The organism is Streptomyces pseudovenezuelae (assembly GCF_029892565.1).
In the GTDB taxonomy this organism is placed as follows: Bacteria; Actinomycetota; Actinomycetes; order Streptomycetales; family Streptomycetaceae; genus Streptomyces; species Streptomyces pseudovenezuelae_A.
The window spans coordinates 370650-387187 of record NZ_JARXVH010000002.1 but is presented as its reverse complement, the minus strand read 5'-3'; the positions used below and the strand labels follow the sequence as shown (position 1 = coordinate 387187).

At 72.1% G+C, this 16538-nt stretch carries 13 protein-coding genes; 3 read left to right on the top strand and 10 right to left on the bottom strand.

The genetic code is table 11. The features are described from left to right. Positions 1-59: 59 nt before the first annotated feature. Positions 60-890, top strand: a complete 831-nt coding sequence (locus M2283_RS06480) for an MHYT domain-containing protein (protein WP_280875089.1) — start codon at positions 60-62, stop codon at positions 888-890. Positions 891-936: 46 nt separating this feature from the next. Here the strand turns inward: M2283_RS06480 and M2283_RS06475 are convergent, their stop codons facing one another. Together M2283_RS06475 and M2283_RS06470 are read right to left on the bottom strand one after the other, a co-directional pair. Beyond that, complete coding sequence (locus M2283_RS06475) at positions 937-2412, bottom strand: MFS transporter (protein ID WP_280875088.1); 1476 nt, start codon at positions 2410-2412, stop codon at positions 937-939. An 82-nt stretch (positions 2413-2494) separates the two neighbouring features. After that, a complete protein-coding gene (locus tag M2283_RS06470; protein ID WP_280875087.1) occupies positions 2495-4003 on the bottom strand; it encodes an MFS transporter in 1509 nt (502 codons plus the stop codon). A 248-nt stretch (positions 4004-4251) separates the two neighbouring features. Here M2283_RS06470 and M2283_RS06465 point away from each other — a divergent pair, with 248 nt between their 5' ends. After that, a complete protein-coding gene (locus tag M2283_RS06465; protein WP_280875086.1) occupies positions 4252-6534 on the top strand; it encodes an FUSC family protein in 2283 nt (760 codons plus the stop codon). On the opposite strand, the gene M2283_RS06460 is transcribed toward M2283_RS06465, so the two are convergent. The 8 genes from M2283_RS06460 to M2283_RS06425 form a co-directional block, all read right to left on the bottom strand. Beyond that, positions 6526-7203 (bottom strand): NAD-dependent epimerase/dehydratase family protein, encoded by a 678-nt coding sequence (locus tag M2283_RS06460; RefSeq protein WP_280875085.1) that lies wholly within the window; start codon positions 7201-7203, stop codon positions 6526-6528. The genes M2283_RS06465 and M2283_RS06460 overlap by 9 nt on opposite strands. Before the next feature lie 28 nt (positions 7204-7231). Beyond that, entirely contained in the window at positions 7232-7873 is a 642-nt protein-coding gene (locus M2283_RS06455) for a TetR/AcrR family transcriptional regulator (RefSeq protein WP_280875083.1), read from the bottom strand. Then, on the bottom strand, positions 7870-9876 hold the full coding sequence (locus tag M2283_RS06450) for a CocE/NonD family hydrolase (RefSeq protein ID WP_280875082.1): 2007 nt from the start codon (positions 9874-9876) through the stop codon (positions 7870-7872). The genes M2283_RS06455 and M2283_RS06450 overlap by 4 nt, the downstream gene beginning before the upstream one ends. Next, positions 9873-11630, bottom strand: coding sequence for an ABC transporter ATP-binding protein (locus M2283_RS06445; RefSeq protein WP_280875080.1), 1758 nt, complete (start codon positions 11628-11630; stop codon positions 9873-9875). Before M2283_RS06445 ends, M2283_RS06450 begins: the two co-directional genes overlap by 4 nt. A gap of 26 nt (positions 11631-11656) precedes the next feature. Beyond that, positions 11657-12547 carry an ABC transporter permease gene (locus M2283_RS06440; RefSeq protein ID WP_280875078.1) on the bottom strand — a complete coding sequence of 297 codons (891 nt, stop codon included), beginning with the start codon at positions 12545-12547 and terminating at the stop codon, positions 11657-11659. Next, entirely contained in the window at positions 12544-13500 is a 957-nt protein-coding gene (locus M2283_RS06435) for an ABC transporter permease (RefSeq protein ID WP_280875077.1), read from the bottom strand. Before M2283_RS06435 ends, M2283_RS06440 begins: the two co-directional genes overlap by 4 nt. Before the next feature lie 2 nt (positions 13501-13502). Next, complete coding sequence (locus tag M2283_RS06430) at positions 13503-15086, bottom strand: ABC transporter substrate-binding protein (RefSeq protein WP_280875076.1); 1584 nt, start codon at positions 15084-15086, stop codon at positions 13503-13505. A 194-nt stretch (positions 15087-15280) separates the two neighbouring features. After that, positions 15281-15598, bottom strand: coding sequence for a hypothetical protein (locus M2283_RS06425; RefSeq protein ID WP_280875075.1), 318 nt, complete (start codon positions 15596-15598; stop codon positions 15281-15283). A 149-nt stretch (positions 15599-15747) separates the two neighbouring features. Between M2283_RS06425 and M2283_RS06420 the strand changes: the two genes are divergently transcribed. Then, entirely contained in the window at positions 15748-16518 is a 771-nt protein-coding gene (locus M2283_RS06420; protein ID WP_280875074.1) for an SDR family NAD(P)-dependent oxidoreductase, read from the top strand. Positions 16519-16538: the final 20 nt, after the last annotated feature.

Sequence of the window (16538 nt, the reverse complement as noted above, 5' to 3'; positions counted from 1 at the left end):
AGTGAAGGAGTTGTGTTTGAGTCACGATTGACTCGTGCCACCTCGAGAGGGGCCCCTTAGTGACCGCCACCGTCTCCAACTTCCACTACGGTGCCGTGACTCTGGTCGCGGCCTACCTCATGGCCTGCCTCGGAGCAGCGCTGGGACTCCGGTGCACAACGCGCTCGTTGCGGCGCCCCCACCGAAGAGCCGGCTGGCTGGCGCTGGGCGCCGTGTCCATCGGCTGCGGCATCTGGACCATGCACTTCATCGCCATGATCGGCTTCAGCATCGACGGCTCCCTGGTCGACTACGACGCCGGACTGACCCTCCTCAGCCTGATCGTCGCGATCGCCGTGGTCGCCGTCGGCGTCTTTCTCGTCGGCTACCGGGGCGATTCCCCACTGAATCTGGGCGTGGCCGGAACCATCACCGGACTCGGCGTGGCTGCCATGCACTACCTCGGCATGGCAGCCGTCCACACCAACGGCACCGTCCACTACGACACGACGGCTGTGGCGCTGTCCGTCGTCATCGCCGTCGTCGCCGCGACGGCGGCGCTGTGGGCGGCGGTCTCCATCCAACGGCTGTGGTCCAGCCTCGGCGCGAGCCTGGTCATGGGAGTTGCCGTCACCGGCATGCACTACACCGGCATGGCCGCGGTCTCCGTGACGCTCGACGGCACGGCCGGCACCGGGCAGTCCTCCACCAGCCTGCTCGCGTTCCTGCTGCTGATGCTGGCCGGGCCGCTCGCCGTGCTGCTGGTCGCCGCGGTGATCGTGATGTTCGACCCGGACATGATGGTCGCGGGCACGGATCCGGACCGGGTGGAGCCGGCGGAGTCCGACGCGGACGACATGTTCGCGCCGCAGCAGCCGGGCCGGCACTCGGGACCGTACGCCTCCCGGTGACTCAACCGCCCGCTCCTGCGCGACACCTACCGGGCCGTCGGCCCGCTCAGCCCTGGCCGGCGTGCAGGTGGCTGTGCGAGACCTCGGGCGGGCAGGGGCGCTTGGCGGCTCGGCGGTCGCGGCGCCAGTCGTCGATCGAGAGGGCCAGCGCGCACAGGACGGGCAGGACGCCCAAGCCGACGGCGGTCGCCACGGCGGAGGGGTAGTCGCGGTGGCCGGTGCCGAGGACGACGTAGAAGAGACCGGGCAGGGCGGCTGTGCCGATGGCTCCGCCCAGGCGCTGGCCGGTCTGGAGGGCTCCGCCGGCCGCTCCGGCCATCCGGACCGGGACGTCCCGCAGGGTCATGGTGACGTTGGGAGAGATGACGCAGCCGCTGCCGAGGCCGCCGATGAAGAGCGCGGGGGCGGCGAGCCAGCCCGCGCTGTCGGCGGGGGCGAGCCGCAGGATCAGCGCGGTCGCGCCAAGGCCGAGTGCGACGCCGGCCAGTCCGCAGACCGTCAGCAGCCTGCCGAACCGGTCCACCGACCGGCCCGCGAGCGCGGCGGCCGCGGCGGAGCCGATGGCGAACGGCGTGACCGTGAGCCCGGAGCGCAGCGGTGAGTAGCCGAGCCCGTCCTGGAAGAACAGGGCGAACACCAGCCACACACCGCTGAAGCCCACGAAGTACAGGGTGGCGATAGCGGCGCCGACGGCGTAGCCGCGGGTGGCGGTCACCAGCCGCGGATCCAGCAGCGGTTGACCCTCCCGGGCCACCACCCGACGCTCCCATTGAACGAACCCCGCCAGGCAGACCGCGCCCACGACGAACAGCCACCACAGCCGTCGTACGCCACCCGACTCGGCCAGCACCAGGGGCAGCATCAGCGCCAGGACTCCGCAGCCGAGGAGCGCGACGCCGACGAGGTCGAGGCGTTCGCGGCGGCCGGGGGCGGTGACGGGGATCAGCCGCATGCCGAGCACCAGAGCGAGCACGCCGACCGGCACATTGACGTAGAAGATCCAGCGCCAGCCGTCGGGGCCGTCGGCCAGGGTGAGGATGAGGCCGCCGACGACCGGTCCCACCGCGCTGGAGATGCCCACGGTCGCGCCGAACATGCCGAAGGCGCGCCCGCGTTCGGCGCCGCGGAACATCTGCTGGATCAGGGCGGAGTTCTGCGGGGCGAGGCAGCCGGCGGCCACCCCCTGGGCGATCCGCGCCACGATGAGAAGCGTGATGCTGGGTGCCGCGCCCGCGGCGGCGCTGCACAGGACGAAGGCGGCGAGCGCCAGCAGGAAGATACGGCGTCTGCCGATCGCGTCGCCGATCCGTCCGGCGGTCACCAGGACCAGGGCGAAGGCGAGGGCGTAGCCGGACACCACCCACTGGATGGCCGGTGCCGTGGTGTGCAGGTCCCGCTGCATGGAGGGCAGCGCGACCGCGACGATCGTCACGTCCAGGAGGCTCATGAACCCGGCCACCAGGGTGACCCACAGCGCTTTCCAGCGCCGGGGGTCGGGGGTGTCGTCCGCCTGCGTCGGCACTGCTCCTCCTGCGTCCGTCCGTCACCGGTCCGTCAGGCAAGCATGGCCCGGCGGGGCGGGAAACGGGTTCATTGACCGGGCGTCAGAACTTCGGCGCCGGTGCCCGGCTCTCCACCATCCGGGCGGCCTCCTCGGGTGTCGCCACGGAGGGCGGCGAGCCCGCGAGCGGACGGCGTGCCGTCTCCCGCATGCAGGCCACGGCGATCACTCCGACCAGGGCGGCGGCCATGGCGTAGTAGGCGGGCATCAGCTTGTCGCCGGTGAGGGAGATCAGCGCCGTGATGACGAACGGGGTGGTGCCGCCGAAGAGGGACGCGGAGAGGTTGTAGCCGATGGAGAGGGAGCCGTAGCGGACCGGGGTCGGGAACAGCGCGGGCAGGGTCGCGGACATGGTGCCGAGCAGGCACACGAGCGACAGGCCCAGCATCAGCATCGCGACCGTCACGGCGACCAGGCTGCCCTGCCTGACCAGCAGGAACGCGGGCAGCGACAGGACGAGGAAGCCGAGCATCCCGGCCATCAGCAGCGGCTTGCGGCCCAGCCGGTCGCAGAGCCTGCCCACCTGGTTGACGACCAGCATCAGCACCACCATGGTGCCGATCAGGATCAGCAGGCCGTGTGTCTCGGAGGAGCCCATCTCGTCCGAGAGGTAGGTCGGCATGTACGACAGGAGCATGTAGTCGGCGATGTTGTACGCGCCGACCAGACAGATGCACAGGATCAGGGTCGGCCAGTAGTCGCGGAAGATCCTGGAGACGTCTCCCGCGGCGGTCGTCTCGACCGCGGACGCGGCGTCGGTGGCGCGGTGCTTGGACTCGTCCTCCAGCCGCTGGAAGGCGGGCGTCTCGTCCAGCTTGAGCCGGAGGTAGAGGCCGATCAGCCCGATGGGTCCGGCCACCAGGAACGGCACCCGCCAGCCCCAGGCCTCCATGCCGCCACTGTCCAGGGCGGTGGTCAGAGCCGTCACCAGGCCGGCGGCGCCGACGTATCCGGCGAGGGTGCCCAGTTCGAGGAAGCTGCCGTAGTAGCCGCGGCGCGCGTCGGGCGCGTACTCGGCGATGAAGGTGGAGGCGCCGCCGTACTCACCGCCCGTCGAGAAGCCCTGCACGAGCCGGAAGAGGATCAGCAGGACCGGGGCCCAGAAGCCGATGGCCGCGTAGGACGGGATCAGGCCGATGGCGAAGGTACCGATCGACATCATGATCATCGTGAGGGCGAGGACCTTCTTGCGGCCGACGCGGTCGCCCATCGGTCCGAAGACCATGCCTCCGATCGGGCGGACCAGGAAGGACACCGCGAAGGTCGCGAAGGACGCAAGGAGCTGGACGGTGCCGTTCCCGGACGGGAAGAAGACATGGCCGATGGTGACCGCGAGATAGCTGTAGATCCCGAAGTCGAACCACTCCATGGCATTGCCGAGCGAGGCCGCCTTGACCGCTCTCCTGACGGCCGCCTCGTCGGTGACGGTGATGTCGGTCCGCCGCAGCGGCGGGCTCCTGCGCCGCCTGACCGCCCTGAACAGGGTCCGGTGACGCTTGACCGCCCCGGGGTCGCCGTCGACTTCGAGGAGATCGGACTCGCTGACCGCCATGAGGTGTCCCTTCTCCCGGCACGGCTGTCCACGAGTTCGGCTGCTCGCCCGTAGCTCTCGCAAACTCGGACGAACGATCCGTGGCCGTGATCACATCCGGACCGGGTACCCAGGCGGCGGCTCGCTCACGAGTACCGCACCCCGTAGCGGAGACGATGCGACGGTTGAGACGCTCCGGGACTCATGAATTCATCGCTGCGCACATACTCGTTAGGCGAGTGATCTGCCGACAGGAGGTGTCCGGGCGTATGCGCGTACCTGGCCGTGTCCTCACCTGGTTGCGGGACCACGATCCGGGGCTGGCGGCGACCCGCCGGGCCGGGCGCACCGCGCTGGTCATGCCGGGCCTGTTCGCGCTGTGCAGTCAGGTGCTGGACTCGCCGACGATCGCCACCTTCGCGGCGTTCGGCTCCTTCTCCATGCTGCTGCTCGTGGAGTTCACCGGGCCGATGTCGCAGCGGCTGCGGGCGCATCTGGGTCTGGCGGTGGCCTGGGCGACGCTGATCTGCGTGGGCACGCTGGTGGCCCGGCAGACCTGGCTCGCGGTCGTCGTCACGGTCGTGGTCGGCTTTCTGGTGCTGTTCTCGGGCGTGGTCAGCTCGGTCCTGGCGGGCGCGTCGACGGCGCTGCTGCTGGCCTTCGTCCTGCCGGTGGCCTCGCCCGCACCGCTCTCCGAGCTGCCAGACCGGCTCGCCGGGGCGGCTCTCGCGGCAGCGGCGGCCATGCTCGCGATCTCCCTGCTGTGGCCCCGGCCCGCCGCGGACCCGCTCAGCGCACCGGCCGCCCGCGTCTGTCGCGCCGCCGCGGCCCAGCTGCGGGCCGACGCGTCCCGCCTCGCCGGGGAGCCCGACGCGCCGAGCGCCAAGCAGTGCCGGGTCACCGCGGACGATGCCGCCGCCGCGGCGGCCGACCTGCGCACCGCCTTCGACGCCACCCCCTACCGGCCGACCGGGCTGTCCACCGGCTCGCGCGCCGTCGTCCGGCTGGTCGACGAGCTGACCTGGCTCAGCACCATCGTGGCCGACAGTGCGCCCCCGCCCGACGACACCGCGGCGGGCGACTGCGACCGGGACGCCCATGCCGTACGACGGGCCGCCGCCACGGTCCTGGAACGGGCCGCCGATCTCCTCGACACCCCGCGCACCGCACCCGACGCACTGCACGCCGCCTCCGCCGAGCTGCGCGCCGTCATCGACGGCATGGAGCACGGCGCCACCACCAGGCTGCCCGTGCACCGGCCAGGCCCCGGTACGGAGACGGAGATCCGCGCCTTCATCGGCGCCCTGGACCTGTCCTTCCGCGCCCAGGAACTGGGGTTCGCCACCCTCCAGATCGCGGACAACGTGGACCTCGCCGCGGCGGCCGAGCACCGCAGCTGGCCCGAGCGGCTCCTCGGCCACGAGCCCGGTTCCGTGACCCAGCCGCTGGCCTCGGCGCGGGAGCGGGCCGCCGCCCATCTCCAGACCGAGTCGGTCTGGCTGCACAACAGCCTCCGGGGCGCGCTCGGCCTCGGCATCGCGGTCGCCCTCGCCGACCTGACGAGCGTCCAGCACTCCTTCTGGGTGCTGCTGGGGACCCTGTCGGTGCTGCGCTCCAACGCCCTCAACACCGGGCAGAACGCCGTCCGCGCCCTGGCCGGCACCCTCGCCGGGTCGGTCATCGGGGCCGGGCTGCTGCAGCTCATCGGCGAGCACGACACCGTGCTGTGGTTCCTGCTCCCCGTCGCCGTGCTCGTGGCGGGCATCGCGCCCGCGGCCATCTCCTTCGCCGCCGGTCAGGCGGCCTTCACCGTCACCCTCGTCATCCTGTTCAACATCGGCCGGCATCCCGACTGGCACATCGTGCTGTTCCGGATCGAGGACATCGCCCTGGGCTGCGGGGTAAGCGTGCTCGTGGGCCTGTTCTTCTGGCCGCGCGGTGCCACGGCCGCCGTGGACCGGGCGCTGGCGGCGGCGTACACGGACAGCGCGCGCTATCTGGCCGGAGCGGTGCGCTACGCGGTCGGGCGCTGCGCCGGCGGTCTCCCGCCCGTCGCCCCGCCCGACGAGGAGAACCGGCAGGCGGCCGCCGCGGCACGTCGGCTGGACGACGCGTTCCGCAGCTACCTCGCCGAGCGCGGCGCCAAGCCCGTGCCCCTGGCCGACATGACCACCCTGGTCACGGGCGTCGTCGGACTGCGCCTCGCCGCCGACGCCGTACTGGGTCTGTGGCAGCGCTCCGACGAACAGCCCGACGGCACGGACCGGGTGGACGCCCGCCTCGTCCTGCTCGGCACCGCCGACGGCGTGTCCGGCTGGTACCGGAACCTGGCCGCCGGCCTGGACGACGGCGCCCCGGTGCCGGATCCGATGCCGCCGGACACCGCCGCCGAGGCCCGCCTGGTGGCTTCCTTGCGGCATGACCTGCGGGACGAGAACGGCCGGGCGACGGACACGGCCGTCCGCATCATCTGGACCGCCGACCACCTCGACGTCGCCCGCCGCCTCCAGCCCTCACTCGCCGCGGCGGCGCAGCCCGAGGCATCAACCTGACGTGGCGCCCAGGCGGTTGATGTCCCGGCTGTCGAGGATGTGCCGCTCCTCCGCGCCCGGGTCGACCGCCACCGCGATCATGGCGCGGCCCAGCGCCTCGGTGGTCGTGGTGTGACCCGGCGCGATGCGGTGCAGGACGGGGTACAGCCACGAGGTCAGGCCGTAGATCACGCGGTAGGCAGACGTCTTGGAGACCGCTCCCCTGCGGGGCCGGATGTAGCCGGGCCGGAACATGTAGGCGTTCACCGGCAGGGCCAACAGGGCGTTCTCCGTCCGCCCCTTCACGCGGGCCCACATCGTGCGACCGCTCTCGGTGCTGTCGGTGCCCTCGCCTGAGACATAGGCGAAGGTGATCCCGGGGCTGCTTTCGACGACCACGTGGGCGGCGGCCAGCGTGTAGTCGTACGTGATGCGCGTGTACTCGGCCTCGTTGCGACCGGCGCTGGAGACGCCCAGGCAGTAGAAACAGGCGTCCAGGCCCGTCAGTTGATCGGCGAGGGCGGTCAGGTCGGTGAAGTCGTCGTGGACGATCTCCTGCAGCTTGGGGTGGGTGACGCCGAGCGGGCTGCGCACCACCACGACGACTCGGGTGATCGCCGCGTCCTCCAGGCAGGCGTGCAGCACTCCGTGGCCGACCATGCCGGACGCACCGAAGATGACGACGTTCACGAGCGGCTCCGTGGTGGGGAGTTGGGGGTCAGGTCGTGCGGGCGAGTTCGGTGTCGATGAAGCGGTTGAGGTGGCGTCGGGCGTCCTGCGTGCTCAACGGGGGTGCCTGGCGCAGGCGTTGCAGGGCGAGGCCGTCGGCGAGGGCGGCGAAACGGACGGTGAAGCCGTCGAGGTCGTCGCCGGTGAACTCCCCGTCGGCGACGCCCCGTTGGGCCAGGGCCCGGATCTGCTGGTGCCAGGCCTCGTAGCGCTGGGCCTGGCCGCGGGTGAAGGTCTCGTCCGTGGCCTGGTCGCCTGCGTTCCAGTAGTCGAACCACATCCGCCAGTGCCGGTCGGTGTCCTCCGTGAACAGCGCGTCGACCAGCAGCCGCAGCGCCTCGGCGCCCGTGTCCGCCTGCTCCGCGGTCTCGCTCAGCTCGGCGTAGTACCGCTCGATGTGCAGCACCATGGCCTCGGAGAGGATCTCCTGGACGCTGCCGAAGTGGTAGGTGACCGTGCCGACGGACACCCCGGCCGCGGCGGCCACGTCCCGAACGCCCACGGCGGCGTAGCCGCGTTCGGCGATCAGCGGGACGGCGGCCTCGACGATGAGGCGCCGGCGGACCTCGGTGGGCTGGCGGGTGCGGTCGGCGGCGGCGACGGCGCGGCGCGGGGTCCTGGCGGCCTTCATCCGGACGTCCTCCCGACGGTGCGGTGCCATGCGCGCTTGGCCACTGTCTCTCCGTTCGCCCGTGCCTCGATGCGACTGTCCATGATGAAGTCAGCGGCCGTGGCGCGCAGCTCCGTGGACGCCATGATCTCAGCGTCGTAGTCCTCCCCGCGCCGCAACCGGACGCGCCACTCCGAGACGGCCCGGGCGGACAGCGGGTCGTCGGTGCGGATCCGGTACGTCTCCCGCGCACTCTCCTCGTAGCGCAGCCCGTCGGGATACGTCCGCGAGCCGCCGTAGTTGGGGTCGACCTCCAGCGTCCACTCCCCCGCCGCCACATCGTGCGTGACCAGCCGTTCCGGACGCGGTGCCGATGGCGGGTCGTACGTCACCGGCAGCGGCGGGGCCTGTTCGGGCTCCTCGAAGCGGATCGGCGGCTCCTCGCCGGGCCGGCGCACGGGCAGGAGTACGGCGCTGTCGGCCGGTACGACGCTCAGCTCGCCGGGTTCGCCGTGCGGCCACACCCATGGCCAGTAGGCGTCGGAGACGACGACGCGGACGCGGTGACCGGGCGGGAAGGCGTAGCCGATGCCGTTGAGTTCGAGCTCGACGTCCTCGTACGTCCCCGGGCTCCACTCCACGGCCTTGTCCCGGCCCTGCCTGCTCAGCAGGTTGAGCACGCCGCGGGTGACGAGCGTGGACGAGCCGTCGGGGGCGACGTCGCACAGCCGGGCGATCACGTGTGCGCGCGGGGTGGCGCTGTCGAGGCGCAGCCGGACGCGTGGTCGGCCGAGGATCTCGACGCGCTCGGTGAGCGGCCCGGAGTCGTAGAGGACCGAGCGGCCGTCCTCCTCGCGCTGGTCGGGCGGCAGGTCGCTCGCGTTGCCGAAGGGGAAGAACCGCCCGGCGTCGAGGCCCGTGTGCTGCGGCGAGCGCACGAGGACGGGTGCCGTGCCCGCACCCAGCGGCCGGGTGTCCCAAGTGACCTGCGGTGACGGCCAGTCGGTCTCGCCCACCCAACGGCCCGGCAGCACGTCGTACGAGGTGGCGGGCGGGACGGAATCGGTGATCCAGGCCCGCAGCAGCGGCTCCTCCATGGCTCCGGTGTCGATGCCCTTGAGGTGCTGGTCCCACCAGCGCAGGGTCTCCTGGAGGAAGCCGATCGCGGGGCCGGGCGGCAGGCCTCGGTCGGGGTACTGGTGCGACCACGGGCCGATCAGGCCGCGGACGCGGTCCGCCGGGAGGTGTTCGACGAGGCGGAGCACCGCGTCGCGGTAGGGGTCGTTCCAGCCGCCGACGGCGAGGACGGCCGCGTCGATCGCGGTGTAGTCCTCGCAGACGCTGCCGTGCTTCCAGTAGGCGTCGCGCTGCTGGTGTTCCAGCCAGGTGTGCAGGAAGGGTTCGAGGGCGTCGAGGCGTTCGCGCCACATCGGCACCCAGCGGTCGGCGCCGACGTTCGCCGGGTCCGGTGGGCGGGCGGCGAAGGCGAGCATGGTGCCGGCCCAGGCGAGCATGTCGATGCCGAGGACGGCGCCGCCGGTGTAGTGGACGTCGTTGTCGTAGCGGTCGTCGGTGGAGCAGACGGTGACGACCGCCTTCAGGGGTTCGGGGGCGAGGGCCGCGATCTGGAGCGAGTTGAAGCCGCCCCAGGAGATGCCGAACATGCCCACCTTGCCGGTGCACCAGGCCTGTGCGGCAAGCCAGTTGACGACGTCGACGCCGTCGGCGAGTTCCTGCTCGTCGTACTCGTCGCCGGGTGTGCCCTCGCTGTCGCCGTGGCCGCGGATGTCGACGCGTACGGAGGCGTAGCCGTGGCCCGCGTACCAGGGATGGCGCTGGGCGTCGCGCGGGGCGGTCCAGTCGCTCTTGCGGTACGGGAGGTATTCGAGCAGCGCCGGTACCGGGTCGGACTCGGCGTCGGCGGGCCGCCACACGCGCGCGTGCAGCAGGGTCCGGCCGTCCCGGGTGGGGATCCAGACGTCCTCGCGGACGACCTGGCGCTCGAACTGTTCGCGGTACTTCACGAAACTCCTTCCGCGACCGGGGCGTTGAGGGAGCGCCAGCGTCGGACGCGGTGGCCGCCGTCGCCCGGATCGGTCCAGATGTCGTCCCCGTCCGCCGCGTCGGCCCAGTCGACGGTGTCGTCGACGTAGGGCTGTGCGTCGGGGTCGGGTTCCAGGGCGGCCGCCATGAGCTGGCGCGTGTAGGGGTGGCCGGGTGCGGCGAAGACGGCCTCCGTCGGGCCCTCCTCTACGACGACGCCGTGGCGCAGGACGACGACGCGGTCGGCGATGCCGCGTACGACGGCGAGGTCGTGGCTGATGAAGAGGCAGGCCAGGTCGCGTTCGCGCCGCAGGTCGTCGAGCAGGCGCAGCACGTCGGCCTGCACGGAGACGTCCAGCGCGGTGGTGATCTCGTCGGCGATCAGGACGTCCGGTTCGCCCGCCAACGCCCGCGCGATGCCGATGCGTTGGCGCTGGCCGCCGGAGAGCTGGGCGGGCAGGCGTTCGGCGAGAGCCGGGTCGAGGCGTACGTCGGTGATGAGCCGGCGGGCCTGCTCGGTCGCCTCGGTGCGGCCGGTCGCTGTGCCGAAGAAGCGCAGGGGGTGGCGGACCGCGTCGCCGACGGAGCGGCGGGGGTTGAGGGAGGTGTCGGCGTTCTGGAAGACGAGCTGGATGCGGCGGCGCAGGGCGAGCGGGCGTCGGTGCGCGGGGCGGGCGAGGTCGCCGGTCTCGTGGGTCATCGTGCCGCCGGACGGGGTGCGCAGGCCCGCCAGGGTCCAGGCCAGCGTGGACTTGCCGCTGCCGGACTCGCCGACGAGGGCGACCACTTCACCGCGCCGGACGTCGAAGGAGACGCCGTCCACGGCCCGTGAGCTGCCGTAGTCGACGGTGACGTCGTGCGCGGACACGGCGACCGGTGAGCCCTCGGGCACGGGCACCTTCGGGCGTACCTCCCGCTCACCCGACTCGGCGACGACCGCGAGCCCGGTGTCGTCCAGGCGCGGCACGCTCGCCAACAGCCGCTTCGTGTACGGGTCCTGGGGGTCGGCGAACAGCTGCCGGGTTGCTGCCGTCTCCACGACGCGGCCCGACTTCAGCACGCACACCTCGTCGGCCATGTGCGCGACGACGCCGAGGTCGTGGCTCACCAGGACGGCGGCCAGGCCGAGTTCGTCGCGCAGGGCGGCGATCAGGTCGAGGACGCCGCGCTGGGTGACGACGTCCAGGCCCGTCGTCGGCTCGTCGAGGACCAGCACCTTGGGGCGGGCGGCGATGGCCATGGCGATGGCGACGCGCTGCTGCTGACCGCCGGAGAGTTCGTGCGGGTAGCGGCGGGCCAGTTCGGCGGGGCGCGGCAGCCGGACCTGTTCGAGCAGGTCGGCGACGGGTACGGTGCCGCCCGCCTCCTCGATCTGCCGGCCGATCCGCATGGTGGGCGTCAGCGCCTGCCCGGCGTTCTGGCCGACCATGGCGACGGTCCCGCCGCGCAGCCGCCGCAACTCCCGTGCGGGCAGCGCGAAGACGTCGTGGCCGTCGACGCGGACCGAGCCGCCGGTGATGCGGGAGCCGTGGCGCAGGTGCCCGAGGAGCGTGGCGGCGACGGTCGACTTGCCGCTGCCCGATTCGCCGACGAGCGCGAGCGTGCGTCCCTTCGCCACGTCCAACGACACCTCGTGCACGACCGGCACGTCCCGGCCGCCCGAACGGTAGGCCACGGAGAGGGAGTTGACGGAGACGATCGGGGGCGGTGAGTCGCCGGGGGCAATCGGGTGCATCGGGGACCCTTCCGGGGTCGAGGTCGTCACAGGCCCTCCCTGATCCGGTCCACGCCCCAGGCCTTGGACAGGCCGTCGGCCGCGAGGTTGAGCCCGACCACCAGCGTGGCCAGGGCGATGATCGGCGCGAGGCTCGCCATGGGTACGACGGTGATGGCGGTGCGGTTCTCGGCGACCATCAACCCCCAGTCGGGGGTGGGCGGGTCGGCGCCGAAGCCGAGGAAGGACAGCGAGGAGATCAGCAGCACGACCCAGGAGGCGCGCATCGCGAACTCCACGCAGACGACGTCCGTGATGTTCGGCAGAACTTCCCGGCGCAGGATCGACCAGGTGCTCTCGCCGCGGGCGCGGGCCGCGGTGACGTAGTCCATGGGGACCACCGCGAGGGCGGCGCCGCGCACGACGCGGGCGACCTGCGGGACGTAACTGACGGCGATGGCAAGGACGATGACGGCCGGGCCGGTGCCGAGGGCGGTCACCACGACGAGCAGGGCGAGGATCGACGGGATGGACAGGACGGCGTCCAGGATCCGGCCGAGCACGTCGTCGAACCAGCCGCCGCGCAGGGCCGCGGCGCAGCCGACGACCGTGCCGAGGGCGACGGTCACCAGGGTGGCGGTGACGGAGACGCCGAGCGCGTAGCGGCCGCCGTACAGCACGCGCGCGAGGACGTCGCGGCCGTACTGGTCGGTGCCGGCCCAGTGGTCGGCGCTGGGGCCGAGCAGGGCGTGGGAGGCGTCGTTGGCGATGGGGTCGTAGGAGGTCAGGAGCGGGGCGAGGAGGGCGATCAGGACGTGGACGGCGACGATCGCGAGGCCGACGGTCGCCGTACGGGAGGAGCGCAGGGTGCGCCAGGCGCGGGTGGCGGCCCGCGGACCCGGCGCAACTGCGGCCGGGGTGGTGTCGAGGGTGGTCATCGGGTCCTCCCGCGGGTGCGGAGCCTGGGGTTGAGGGCCATGGCGCCGAGGTCGGCGGCGAGGTTGCAGCAGACGTAGACGACGGCGCTGACGAGGGCGATGGCCTGGATGATGGGCAGGTCGCGGTTCTGCACGGAGGAGAGCATCAGCTTGCCGATGCCCGGGTAGTTGAAGACGTTCTCGACGACGGCGACTCCGCCGATGAGCCAGGCGACGTTCAGCGCGATGACGTGCAGGGTGGGGAGCAGGGCGCTGGGCAGGGCGTGCCGGGTGACGACCCGCCAGGTCGACAGGCCCTTCAGGCGTGCGGTGGTGACGTACTCGCCGGCCATCACGTCGATCACCGAGGTGCGGGCCATGCGCACGATGTAGGCGGCCATGACGACGGCCAGGGCGAGGGCGGGAAGCCAGACGGCGGGCAGGAGTTGGCCGACGCTCGCGTCGGGGCCGTACAGGACGACCGCGGGGAACCAGGGCAGCGCGACCGAGAAGCACAGCACCAGCACGGTCGCCACCACGAACTCGGGGACGCTCATGCCGATCAGGCTGACGGTGGAGATGAGGTGGTCGGGCCAGCGGTCGCGGTACAGGCCCGCGAGGATGCCCAGCACCAGGGAGCCGGTCACCGCGAACAGGACGGTGACCAGGGCGATGAGGGCGGAGTTGCCGAGGTACATGGCGACTTCGCCGCCGACGCCCTTGCCGGAGACGAGGGAGGTGCCGAAGTCGCCGTGCAGGGCGCCCTTGATCCAGTCGAAGTACCGCTCCCAGGCGGGCCGGTCGAGGCCGAGCTGGTCGCGCAGGGCGGCGACGGCGTCCGGGGTGGCGTCCTTGCCGAGGATCTGGGTGGCGACGTCGCCGGGCAGGGCCTGGACGGCGAGGAAGACGAGGACGGAGGAGAGGAACAGCGTGCCGACGGCTGAGGCCAGGCGGCGGAGAACGAAGGAGAGCATGGTCAGGCCCCCTTCAGGCCGATGCCGAGGTAGTCGAACTCGAAGCCGTGCTCGGCGTATCCACGCACCTTGCGGGAGAGGCCGACGAGCCGGTCGGCGAACATCGGGGTCATCGCCCCGCCCTTCTCGATCACCAACGTCTGTGCCTCGCCGTAGAGTTCGCGCCGCTTCGTGTCGTCGGTCTCGGCACGGGCCCGGTCCAGGACGGAGTCGAACTCCTTGTCCGACCAGGCCGTCTCGTTGTAGGAGGAGCCGCTGCGGAAGATCTGCGTGAGCAGCTGGTCGACGGGCCGGCCGGTGAACCAGTAGGTCGCCATCAGCGGCTTCTTCATCCAGATCTGCGTGTAGTACGAGTCCGCCGAGGCCGTCTTGACGCGGACGCGGATCCCGGCGCGCCTGGCCGAGTCCTGGTAGGCGAGCGCCATCGGCGTGAACAGCGGGTCGTAGGCGGAGGTGTAGAGGTCGACGGCGAGGCCCTCGTGGCCGGCCTGCTTCAGCAGGAACTTCGCCTTCTCCGGGTCGTGCTTGGGGTGTCCGGCGATGTGGGCCGGGTCGCTCGGCGGCACGGGGTTGTCCCAGCCGGCGGTGCCCGCGCCCTGCAGGGCGACCTTCACCACGTGCTCGGGGTCGTAGGCGAGCTTCATCGCCTGCCGGACGCGTACGTCGGTGAAGGGCTTGTCGGTGGTGAGCATCGGCAGGACGTACCACTGGGCGTCCTTCACACGCGCGATGGTGGCCCGGTCGGAGGCGGCGACCACGCGTGCGGTCGCGAAGTCGAGGTTGGTCTGCGAGAGGAGGTCGACCTGCCCTGCCAGCAAGGCGTTCGAGCGGGCTGACATGTCGGCGACCGAGTAGAAGTCGATCGCGTCCAGCACCGGGCGGCCGGCCCAGTGGTCCCGGTAGGCGGTGACGCGGCCGGGGCCCGCCGGGGCGAACGACTCCAGCTTGAAGGGGCCGGTGCCGATTCCGGTGCGGCCGATCGACTTCGCGCTGCCGTTCGGGACGACGTAGCAGTTGTAGTGCGTGAGCAGGCTCGGGAACTCGGCGTTCGGAGTCTTGAGGGGGACGACGAGGGTCTGGGCGTCGGGCGTGCGCAGGGTGCTCGGGTCGATGAGCGGGGCGAGGACGGCGGCCTGCGGGGACGCGGTCGCCTTGTCGAGGATGTGGCGGAGGGTGTAGGCGGCGTCGGCGGAGGTGAAGGCGCGGCCGTCGTGGAAGGCGACGCCCTTGCGCAGCCGGAAGGTCCAGGTGCGGGCCTTGCTGTCGCTCTCCCACGACTCGGCGAGATCGGGGGCGAGTCGGCCGTCGGCGCCGATCCGGACGAGCCTGTTGTAGAGGGCGCCCAGGTACTCGTACGCGGACAGGGAGCTCGCCGGGTCGAGGGTCTCGGCGTCGGAGGCGGGCGGCCGGGCGATGCGCAGGGTGCCGCCGCTGTCGGGGGCGCCCTGCCGCGCGGCGACGGGCAGCACCGGTGTGGCGGCGGCCCCCGTACAGCCGGACAGCAGCCAGGACGCGCCCAGCGAGGCCACGGAGGTCGCGCCCGCGGCGAGCACCGACCGCCGGCGCGGGGGGTGGATGTCGGACATGGACCGACCGTCTCTCTCGCTATTCGTTCAGTGGAACGATTGAGTGAAGTGCGTGAACGATAACGAGACGACGCTTTCCCGCCAACCCTCCGGGCATGGAAATTAACCTCGCGAAACCCACCGGTAACGGGAGGCGGGGTGAGCGCGAGGTGAGCGGGGCGATGACGGGGCGCGCGCGGTCCGGCCGGGCCGGCTCAGACGTCGGAGTCGATGCCCGTGATGACCACGGGGCCGAGCGGCGCGGAGCTCTCGTCCAGACCGGCCTCGCGCAGGGCGGAGTCCGCGAGGTGGCGGGCATCCTGTTCGGCGTCCGCGCGGTTGTCCGCCTCGACCCTCATGTGCAGGGTGAACGTGTTGTCCTCGTTGACCGCGAGAACGTCGAGGTCCTCGGTGTTCCCCAACTGGGTGGCGTGCGGATCGGCCGGACGCAGGGCCCGGGTCAGCTCCGCCTTCGCCCCGGCCTCGATCCCGTCGGTGAAGGTGCCGGGCACGGTGACCACGTAGGTCGTCATGGTGATCCTTCCGTCGGGGGTGAACCACCGTCTACCCAGCTTCGCGCCGCCGACCCTTCCTTGTCGCCCCGGGTCGACGTGATCGCGTCCCGCCTGCGAGAGTCCCCTCGGTCATACGACCTCACCGGCCGGACGAGCGAGGGAACCGCATGGCGCGCATCACCGGCAGAACGATTCTGATCGTCGGCGCCTCGTCGGGGATCGGGGCCAAGGTGGCCCGCCTGCTGGCGTCCGGCGGCAACCGGCTGGTCCTCACGGCCCGGCGCGCCCCCGAGCTGGCGTCCGTGGCCGAGGAGGTCCGGGCCGCCGGGAGCGCCTGTCTCGACCTCGCCGCCGACGCCGTGGATCCGCTAGCGGCGGCCGGGGTGGTCACGGCGGCGGTCGCGGAGTACGGGTCGATCGACATCGCGCTGCTCAACGCCGGTCAGGGACCGGACCTGCGGATGGACCAGGTCGGCGTCGAGGACGTCGCGCGGATCATGGCGCTCAACTACGACGTCGTGGTCAACTACCTGGTCCCGCTGATCAAGCAGCTGGGCAACCAGCCGGCCGGCGGGCTCATCGCGCACACCAACTCGCTGGCCGGACTCATGGGCCTCCCCCGCCAAGGACCGTACTCGGCGGCGAAGGCGGCCGCCCGTACGCTCATCGACGCCGCGCGCGTCGAACTGGCGCCCAGGGGAATCCGGTTCACCAGCATCCACCCGGGGTTCGTGGCGACCGACCGGATCAGCGGGGACGGTCTGCCCAAGCCCTTCGAGATCAGCCAGGAGCGCGCGGCACGACATGTCGTCCGCGCGCTGGAAAGGGAACCGGCGCAGGCGTACTTCCCGTGGGCCACGACGACGCTGGTGCGTACGTTGCGGGCCCTGCCCACGCCGGTCTCCTCCCGGGTACTGCGCCGCCTGGCCGCCGGATAACCGACGACCGGGCGGCCTAC